The sequence below is a fragment of the Caballeronia sp. GACF4 genome, assembly GCF_023631025.1.
Classification (GTDB): domain Bacteria; phylum Pseudomonadota; class Gammaproteobacteria; order Burkholderiales; family Burkholderiaceae; genus Caballeronia.
Genome location: NZ_JALQDW010000040.1, coordinates 1 through 8,708, shown reverse-complemented (window position 1 = coordinate 8,708; position 8,708 = coordinate 1). Strand labels below are relative to the sequence as shown.

At 55.3% G+C, this 8,708-nt stretch carries 6 protein-coding genes and 3 pseudogenes; 4 read left to right on the top strand and 5 right to left on the bottom strand.

The annotated features are described in order from the left end of the window. Both NCR40_RS29490 and istB read right to left on the bottom strand, forming a co-directional pair. The coding region (locus tag NCR40_RS29490; RefSeq protein ID WP_250511599.1) for a cache domain-containing protein at positions 1-431 on the bottom strand (431 nt) is incomplete at its 3' end. 2,089 nt (positions 432-2,520) lie between these two features. Then, positions 2,521-3,047: pseudogene (gene istB, locus NCR40_RS29485) on the bottom strand (IS21-like element helper ATPase IstB); the annotation flags it as partial. Between the two features lie 568 nt (positions 3,048-3,615). Here istB and NCR40_RS29480 point away from each other — a divergent pair. Beyond that, complete coding sequence (locus tag NCR40_RS29480) at positions 3,616-4,092, top strand: hypothetical protein (protein WP_250511598.1); 477 nt, start codon at positions 3,616-3,618, stop codon at positions 4,090-4,092. 49 nt (positions 4,093-4,141) lie between these two features. Here NCR40_RS29480 and NCR40_RS29475 read toward each other — a convergent pair. Then, positions 4,142-4,384: pseudogene (locus NCR40_RS29475) on the bottom strand (transposase domain-containing protein); the annotation flags it as partial. A gap of 124 nt (positions 4,385-4,508) precedes the next feature. Between NCR40_RS29475 and NCR40_RS29470 the strand changes: the two are divergent. From NCR40_RS29470 to NCR40_RS29460, 3 genes are read left to right on the top strand one after another with little or no spacing between them, the layout of a single operon-like run. Then, positions 4,509-5,741 (top strand): site-specific integrase, encoded by a 1,233-nt coding sequence (locus tag NCR40_RS29470; protein WP_250511597.1) that lies wholly within the window; start codon positions 4,509-4,511, stop codon positions 5,739-5,741. Then, positions 5,738-6,685 (top strand): tyrosine-type recombinase/integrase, encoded by a 948-nt coding sequence (locus NCR40_RS29465; RefSeq protein ID WP_250511596.1) that lies wholly within the window; start codon positions 5,738-5,740, stop codon positions 6,683-6,685. The genes NCR40_RS29470 and NCR40_RS29465 overlap by 4 nt, the downstream gene beginning before the upstream one ends. Beyond that, positions 6,682-7,677, top strand: a complete 996-nt coding sequence (locus NCR40_RS29460) for a tyrosine-type recombinase/integrase (RefSeq protein ID WP_250511595.1) — start codon at positions 6,682-6,684, stop codon at positions 7,675-7,677. Before NCR40_RS29465 ends, NCR40_RS29460 begins: the two co-directional genes overlap by 4 nt. A gap of 123 nt (positions 7,678-7,800) precedes the next feature. Here NCR40_RS29460 and NCR40_RS29455 read toward each other — a convergent pair. Both NCR40_RS29455 and NCR40_RS29450 read right to left on the bottom strand, forming a co-directional pair. After that, positions 7,801-8,295 (bottom strand): annotated as a pseudogene (locus NCR40_RS29455) (IS66 family transposase); the annotation flags it as partial. A gap of 199 nt (positions 8,296-8,494) precedes the next feature. Beyond that, positions 8,495-8,708 (bottom strand): hypothetical protein (locus tag NCR40_RS29450; protein ID WP_250511594.1); only part of this gene is annotated, 214 nt, incomplete at its 5' end.

The window sequence follows — 8,708 nt, the reverse complement described above, 5'->3', positions numbered from 1 at the left end:
GACGGATGCGCTGTTGTCACCATTAGCACCGGGATGTGCTCTTTGGCAAGCATCTCACGGTAAAGATCAGTGTCTGGTCGGCCGTCAGGCGCTTTGCCTAATAAGATTTTGCCAATATTTTCTTGCTTGCGATGCACCAGCGAGGTTCCGTCCGGAAGGCGAGCCCAGAAGTAGCTTTGGTCGGAATAATTCATTCTGTTCAACGCGGTCTTGGTCGCCAATTGCGCTTGTTCTGTAGTCATCGCACCGGCAACTTCCTGTCCGTGATAGTACTCAGCAAGGTGCTCCGCCATTTTTAACAGGTTAATGATCTGGGCCTTCTTGTCATCTAGCATCGCGCGTCGCACGCTATAGACGTTGTACCCACCGACTACAAGCAAGGCAATAAGCGCTGTAACGGCCAGCAGCGTTAGCCGAGTAGAGATTTTCATTAAAAATTCCGATGCAAAGTTATCCGCCCAATCGCGGCTTAGCCTCACTAACGGCATAAAACGCAACGTCTGAAGTCAACGATTATTGAGTCAGGTCAGAATTGACTTCCGGCGAAGTGAGGACTATGCATTTACATAAAACCAGCCCCGAAGGCAAGGCGGCAAGTGCTGATGGTTGAGCATCGACTTAATATCGTTCGTCCGCGCGAGCTACATCGAGTAAGCTACACCCGTGCGAACTTTTGATCGACTTCAGCATCTATCAAACCACTGGCACGTGCTTTTCAGCGCTAAGGTCCACGTTTTAGCTTAAATCGCCTTTTTGAAAAATGATCGGAAGACACTTCTTTCGCGTCAACAAACGCTGACTGTAGGGACGACGAAATAAACTTGCCAAGCCCGAAAGCCACGTCTTTCAAGAGGCATCAAATGTCGATTACCAATAGTTAGCGGGACTTATGGTGATTGAATTTCTTGTAAAGACGATCGTGTCAAGGTAAACAAGAAAATGTTCCTTTGACACAGAAACTTCAAATGATGAATGGCGCGAGCAAACGGGCAGTCCTTGTGTGAATCGATGGTCATGTAGCGGACGCAAAACAAGTCGAGCAGCGTTAGAACATGCGGAAGATGAAGCTACGAGGTATGAGCTCGTTCGCATACCCGACTTACCTCGCAACAGCACAGCTGTCGTGCCGTCCAATCTTCCAGGGTCCGGTTCATCGAAAGCTGAAGGCCTGCATTCAGGATCTCATCAAAAAGAAAGTAGTCGAGCAGGATCCCGTCTGCAGCGGGGAAGAGAATCTGACTTCGCTAGCGGACTGCAACATCGATGTAGTCTGAAGGTTGCTGTTTGCCCCCTGAACGAGGCAGGTAGACTGCTCCAAGCATGTCAAATCAAGCGGAGCACACAAGACACCAACAAGAAAAGTGCAAATCTTCTCATGGTTGCCTCATACGGTAATGTCTGTTGCAGACTCGTTCGTTACTCTGGCGGCTTCGGCGATGAACGACGCATTGGCAAGCTACACCATTGTAGTGGGCATTCAATATGCATGAAGCAGGGCAATGCAAGATGTAGCTCGGGCGTCATAGTGCGTGTAACACGCATGACGAAAGCAGCGACAGAGTCGGTTACGCCCGCCGTGATCAGCGCGCGTTTGATTATCTGCATAATAGTGCCTGAACGAGGCGCCGCCCCGAGGATATGCGGCGCTAGTTCCGCGAATAAGTGACGTCGACTTAACCTGGCAATACGCAGCCAAGTTCGCGGTCAGGATGGCACCGGTTTTGATGTTATAAATCAGCATCGCGATGGGGTGCTGATCGAATTATTAGACGAACCGTTTTTGCGCTTCATCGGCGACAATTCGAGCCGCGTTGTTGGCGAGCGCCGAGCGATGCCGGGTCGACACCGCGAACGGGAGAAACCTTCGTCAGTGAACAGTTGCGAACGACGCAACACAAGCCATGCGCGGACTTGATACCAAGTAATTTTCTCACCGACGGGAAAACTGATCTTTCAAGCGATTAAAAGCGTCTTTGACGAGCGCAAGGCGATCGATTTGCGATGGTACCAAGAAAAATGAAGTCGTAATGCTAGCGATCTGAGCATCCCAGTACGCGTGGTCGAAGGGAAAAGAGTCATCCGTCAACCGCCGTGACAACTTTACGATCATTTCCAAATGCGCAACTTCTGCGTCTGCGTGACGCGAACTGCGTAGCACGGAGAAGTGTGTACAGGAGCTGCTTCGTGCACGATCTACTTTTCTCATTCTTACATCACTGGACTATTTTTACGAATCTTAATGGCTTTTATTCGCCTAGGCTGCTTTTTGATATTTGAATTGCGTGCTCCGTTGAAACTTTTAGTGGCAAACGTTTGCAATCTGCGGCTTGATAAAACTGATTTCAATTTAGGTGCGTCGCGCCGTTTTTCTGAACTGGATCTACGACTGAAATGTTGCTTTGGGCCGTTAAAACTGTATGTCTGCGGATTTCGATGATCGTGGCCAGTCGTTTCGGCGAACGTGATCGGTCTGGATGGTGGTGTTGCGCGGTCAATGGATTATAGCGACAGTGTCCACGATCAGGCGTCAGCGGTTTCCGATTTCGCTTTCTTTCTCATCGAATCACCCTTGACCAGAAGCTTGTGGGCCTGATGCACGAGCCGATCGAGAATCGCATCGGCCAGCGTGGGATCCTGCAGCCACGCATGCCAGTGTTCGAGCGGCAACTGGCTGGTGATCACAGTCGGGCGCGTACCGACACGATCATCAAGGACCTCGAGCAGATCGTTGCGCGCGGCCTGGTCGAGATCCTGCAAGCCCCAGTCGTCGAGGATCAGCACATCGTTCTTCGCGAGTTGCGCGAGCCGGCGTGTGAAGCTGCCGTCGCCGTGCGCGATTTTCAGTTCCTCGAACAGCCGGGCGACGCGCACATAGAACACTGGGAAGCCCTGACGACACGCCTGCTGGCCGAACGCGCATGCGAGCCACGTCTTGCCCGCACCCGTGGGCCGGTCAGAATCAGGTTCTGCGCATTGCGCACCCAGTCGCAGCCGGCGAGCGTGGCGACGATGCGCTGGTCCAGCCCACGGCTTTGCCGGTAAAAGATTTGCCATCTTCACTGCCGTCAGCCGTTCGCGTCCATCGGGGTGAATGGAACGAATCATCACGCGCTGACGGCGGGCTTCGCCCAAAATCTCGACAATGCGATCCTGATAAAGGGCGGGTGTTCCGCGCGACGGTTTTCGCTTTGTGCGACTGCCGGTCGATGACAGCATGGAAGGGAATAGTAGTATGCGTCGATCTCATTATGCCAAGCTCTTGGTCGGACGCGCAGAGGCATTACTGCCTGGCTACAAACAGTTCATCTATAATGCCTATACGTCGTTTCCTTGTTCGTCGCTCGCCCGTGCAAGGCCTTGTCAACGCTCGGGGTCAAAGCTCCGTTCGGCATGTTGCACGCAGCGTTTCTCTCGTCCTAAAATGGCGGAACGCTTACCCACAAGCTCGTATCACCATTCACTGTATCTTAAGGTGTTCATGCGGACTCAGCTTAGGTCGTTGCGCGCAGCATCGTTGCTTTCCTACGAATTGATTTGCGGACGAAAACTTCAAGTATTATATGACTGTCTTAATGCCGATCTAGCGGCAAGTAACCCAAGACTCATTTTAGAACAATGAAATTCTCGCTTATTTCTGTCGAAAAAGTAGACCTCCTTCGCGAAGACGTTACTGTGCTGGTCGAAACGGTTCACGCATACCAAGTGCAGGCCGCTCGCATTAACGGGGAGTTCGTTCGTGCGGCAGATGAAAATGGCCGTGAACTGCAACTCGGTGACTTACCCTACGAAGAAGCACTGATTTATACAGAGCTACTGCTTAATGACCTCACAAACATCGAAGATCTTCTTGATCCCGATGATAATGAGGTGACGTTAAGCACCCTTGACAAAGCATTCGAGATGCTTGAAGACGCAAAGCAATCGGCAGCGGAGCTCGAGCCCCTGATGCCGCCAGACGAGCGCGAAGTCGACGTTATCATGGAGCGGAGTCACTTTTCGGTGGATGCTCGATCGCAACAAGCTATTGACGAGCAGGTCGCTGATATTTTATTGACACGTCGTTTGCATCGGGATGCCCGTAGCAATTACTAAGTAAGCGCGCATTAGACGACGTCCCTTGCGCATTGCCATGCGACATGCGTCAGGCCACGTTTGGATTCAGTCGCCAAGGCAGCAAAGCCTCATAGTCGTTGGCGGTGTGCGCGTGCGGCAGACCTTTGAACAACGCGATGAGGTACTGGTACGGCTCAATGCTGTTGGCTTTGCAGGTTTGCACGAGCGAATACAGGTTAGCGGCGGCGTTTGCGCCGGCGACGGTGTCACTGAAGAGCCAGCTCCGGCGTCCAACCGTGAACGGTCTGATCGCGTTCTCACACGGGTTATGCCGACTCCCCGAATATGCCGCGTCGTGCACATGCGTGGCGGTGGGTGTGGCCTTTCGTGATCGCTGTGTCGGCATAAACCTATGATTTCTCAGGCTGGCTATTGCGCTGGCCAGGAGAGATCAGATGAATGCGACACGTACAGCCAGCGAATCCGGCGCGATACCGGCCCATCACATCGATGCATTTCTTGATCGTCTACTCACGGCACACTATTCCGAGGTATCTCTTCGCAAGAAACGAAGAGTCCTGTGTGCTTTCTCTGGGTGGACGAAGCGCAGGAACATCGACCTGATTGACCTCGATGAGGCTGTCATTGCTCGCTATATGAAGCGCATGATCGACGCTTCACGAGACCGCGTCCAGCGTGCGCGTCCCACACTACGGCAGTTTCTCGCTTATCTGCGCGCGGAAGCCATTGTGTGTTCGCCGACGTCAGGCGAACAGTCCGAGATCGCGCACATTTATCGCCGATACCTGGACTATCTGAAGCAGGATCGTGGACTCGCGAAGAACTCTCTGCTCGTCTACGCCCCGTTCATTCACGACTTTCTCGACAGCCACTCGGTCAGCAGCGGGAGTTTGTTGCCAGATGCGTTTGACGCGGTAGCGATCCGGAATCATCTTCTTGCCCGCAGCAAAGGCCGATCGGCGGAATACACGCGGCTGATAGCAGTTGCGCTTCGCTCGTTCTGCCATTTCCTCTTTCTACGTGGCGATACGGCCCGAGACCTGGCTGGGTCAGTGCCCTCGGTTCGTAAGTGGCGACAGTCGACTGTGCCGACGTTCCTCACGCCTGAGCAGCAAGAAGCTCTCATTGCATCTGCCGACCGGTCGACTCCGACGGGGCTCCGTGACTATGCAATCCTGCTGCTGTTGGCGCGGCTCGGATTACGTGCCGGAGAAATCATCGCAATCGAGCTCGACGACATTCACTGGCGTTCGGGGGAACTGGTCATTCATGGCAAGGGGAACATGGTCGAGCACGTGCCGCTCTCATTGGAGGTCGGAGAAGCAATCGCAACATATCTCCGCGATGGTCGCGGAGCGAGCGCATCGCGTCGCGTCTTCCTTCGCAGATTAGCGCCCCGGGTTGGTCTGGCGAGACCGGCGGCGATTGGCAAGATTGTTTGTCAGGCCTTCGCACGTGCAGGTTTCCGCCCCGCGTGCCGGGGCGCCGCACATCTGTTTCGTCACGGTCTGGCGACCACGATGATTCGCCACGGGGCCTCGATGGCAGAAATCGCCGAGGTCTTGCGGCACCGCTCTCCCGACAGTACCGCGATCTACGCAAAGGTCGCGTTTGAAGACCTGCGCGGTGTCGCGTGTTCGTGGCCCACGGCGGGAGGTGCAATATGACTGCGATCCATGAGTCTCTCGCCCAGTACGTGGCAGTCCGCCGTGCTCTTGGGGCGTCATTCTATGAGCCTGCGTTGGCACTTGGTCATTTCGTTGATCTGCTGGAACGCGAAGGCGCCGAGTTCATTACAACCGATCTGGCTCTGCGCTGGGCGACGACGCCCGAACTCGTCGAACGCGCTACCTGGGGGCGGCGTCTCTCTCAAGTGAGAGGATTTGCCAGATGGATGAACGTGCTTGACAGTCGAAACCAGATTACGCCAGCAGGACTCCTCAGTGCCCGCAGACGGCGCAACGCCCCGCATATTTACACTGAGCAGGAAATTGATCTGCTTATGACCCGCGCCGCTCAACTGCAATCCCGAACCGGCATGCGAGCACTGACTTATTCGACGCTCATAGGGCTTCTTGTAGCGACGGGCCTCAGGCCAGGCGAAGCGCTTCGGCTCGACCGGTGCGACGTTGACCTCGTCAGTGGGATACTCTCCATCCGGGAATCGAAGTTCGGCAAATCCCGCTTTGTTCCAGTAGCAGAGTCTTCACGGGTGGCACTCGAACTCTATGTCCGGAATCGCGATCAACTCTGTCCTGTACGCTTGAGCGAGGCGTTCTTGGTTAGTGAGCGCGGCAAGCGACTCAAGGCAAGCACTGTACGAAGCATGTTCGTCAGAATGTCGCGCGCTGTTAGTCTGCGATCGGCCACAGAGGACGGGCGCGATGGTTACGGCCCGCGCCTCCAAGACTTCCGGCATAGCTTCGCGACTGGAAGGCTGGTCGAATGGTATCGCGCTGGTCTGGACGTGAGTCGGGAATTGCCGAAACTTGCCGCGTACCTCGGGCATGTCAACATTGGCCTTACGTACTGGTATATCGAATCGGTTCCGGAGTTGCTTGAACTCGCGGCAGCCTATCTCGACAAGGACTGTTCGGGAGAACGAACGTGAGCGCCGCCAGTCTCCCGGCCCTCGTTCAGCGCTTCTTCACCCAGCGCTTGCTCGAGCAGCAAGGTCTGAGTTCGCATACGGTGGCAAGTTACCGTGACACGTTCCGGCTGTTGCTGGCGTTCGCCACGAAGCATATAGAGCGCGCGCCGTCAAAGCTGCGAATCGAGGACTTCGATGTGTCGTTGATCGCGGAATTCCTGCAGCACCTCGAACATGGCAGAGGCAACTCGGTGCGCACACGCAACACGCGGCTTGCCGCCGTGCATGCCTTCTTCCGCTTCGTCGCAATCAGCGAGCCTGCGTTGTTTCTGCAGTGTCAGCGCATTCTTGCAATTCCATCCAAACGCTGCGAGCACGGCCCGGTTGAGTTTCTGACCGAGAGCGAGGCCGCCGCTTTGGTAGGGGCGCCTGACGTACGAAACTGGATCGGCAACCGCGACCGAACGCTGCTTCTTGGAGCGGTTCAAACGGGTCTGCGCAATAGCGAATTGACCGCACTCCGGCGCCAGGATGTGGCGCTCGGCACAGGCGCCCACGTTCGTTGCCTCGGCAAAGGCAGAAAGATGAGATGCACTCCGCTGCGACCGGATGTAGTTGCCGTCCTGAAACAGTGGCTGCTGTATCAACCAGGCGAACCAGGCGATTCGGTCTTCCCCAGTTCGCGCGGCGGTCATCTCAGTGCCGATGCTCTTCAGCGACTCGTGTCGCGCAACGCCGGAATCGCGCGCCTCTCATGCCCCTCGCTGAAGAAGAAATCAATAACGCCTCACACGCTTCAGCACACGGCCGCAATGAGCCTGATGCATTACGGCGTCGACCTGACCGTGATCGCGCTCTGGCTCGGGCACGAGTCCTCCGAGACCATTCAGATCTATTTGCACGCCGACATGCAGCTCAAGGAACGCGCGCTCGCGCACGCGACGGCGAGCGGTGTTGCACCGACACGGTACAAACCTCCAGATCCGTTGCTCGCCTTCCTGGAGGCTCTCTGATAATGCCGACAACCGGAGCGACCGGGAACAGAAATCCGCCAACCGTTGTGCCCGTGGATCCATGGCGCGGCATAATGAGGCAGTCGGCATAACTGGGTTCATGCCGCTAGCGGCATGAACCCAGTTGTTCGAGATGGGCCATGCTCCGTTGCCGACGTAGCGAATCAGCTTGGGCCACTGGCCTCGCAGATATTGAAGCGCTTTGCCGAACCCGCTTTGCGGCAACACCGTGTTCAGATGACGCGATAGCAGCGCCTCGATCTTATCAAGAACTGGCTGACTTCTGGCCTGTCTGAGTTGCTGGCGCTGCTCAGGCGTCATGTGTTCGGATCGTGCCTCAAGGGCAAACAGCTGGCCGATCAGCCGAATGAATTCGCTTACCGGATGATTGCCACCGCGCTGTTTCTTCGGGAGGTTCTCTTCGGCCTCAATCAGGTAACGTCGAGCGTGCGCCCGGCATCCGAGGTGCACCAGTTGGTTTGTTCGGGCGAATTCGTTGTACGGCTCGTAGCCGTCGCTCATCAATACCGCTCCGGGTTTGATGCCCGCATAGAGCACGGCGGCCTGCGCCGCGCTGCGTGTGGGACTGTAGCTGAACATTCGCACTGGTGGTCCGGTAGCTGCGACTAAGGTGTCAATTGCCGCAGAATCGGCGCATCGACACTAGCGATGTACGATGCTGTAATCATTCAACTAATCGAGGCTAAAAGAGAGCCGTTTTACAGTAGCCGATCATGGGAAGGCGAAAACGGTCGAATGGCTGGTCAATCAATTACCTCAAAGCGGCGTCATAGAAAAGACCATTCGGAGGCTCGTCTCAGCCTCCGATCAAGCGCCATCGCTTCTCCAGAGCGCCATCTAAACTGTGTTCAAATCCGCTATCGAAGACCCATTTCCAACTGGGTTGCATTAGGAGTGCCTCAGGCGAAAGTTCAAATTGCGCAACAAACTCCGTAATTTGCTCAGTAGTGGCAAAGAACCGAAGCTCATTGACAACGACGTTGTACAGCGGCACGGCTTGATCCACCACA

Bases quoted from the DNA above. Each gene is read 5' to 3' on its own strand.
- NCR40_RS29465 (WP_250511596.1), top strand. From the start codon at position 5,738: ATGACTGCGATCCATGAGTCTCTCGCCCAGTACGTGGCAGTCCGCCGT.
- NCR40_RS29470 (WP_250511597.1), top strand. From the start codon at position 4,509: ATGAATGCGACACGTACAGCCAGCGAATCCGGCGCGATACCGGCCCAT.
- NCR40_RS29480 (WP_250511598.1), top strand. From the start codon at position 3,616: ATGAAATTCTCGCTTATTTCTGTCGAAAAAGTAGACCTCCTTCGCGAA.